Annotated in this window: 1 rRNA gene; it reads right to left on the bottom strand. The window is 54.3% G+C overall.

Going from position 1 to position 208, the window contains the following annotated elements:
- A 5S ribosomal RNA gene (gene rrf, locus MXM41_RS22765) occupies positions 1-88 on the bottom strand; the annotation flags it as partial.
- Positions 89-208: the final 120 nt, after the last annotated feature.

Genomic DNA, 208 nt, shown 5'->3' with positions numbered 1-208 from the left:
GAGACCCCACACTACCATCGGCGCTACGGCGTTTCACTTCTGAGTTCGGCATGGGGTCAGGTGGGACCACCGCGCTACAGCCGCCAGGCAAATTCTGTTATCTGTATCAGCTGAAAATCGTCTCAAACCCACCGAAACAGCTTCGGCGTTGTAAGGTTAAGCCTCACGGTTCATTAGTACCGGTTAGCTCAACGCATCGCTGCGCTTA

Source organism: Leclercia adecarboxylata, from assembly GCF_035787115.1.
In the GTDB taxonomy this organism is placed as follows: Bacteria; Pseudomonadota; Gammaproteobacteria; order Enterobacterales; family Enterobacteriaceae; genus Enterobacter; species Enterobacter adecarboxylatus_E.
The sequence above is the reverse complement of the archived record's forward strand: the minus strand, read 5'-3'. Positions and strand labels throughout refer to the sequence as shown.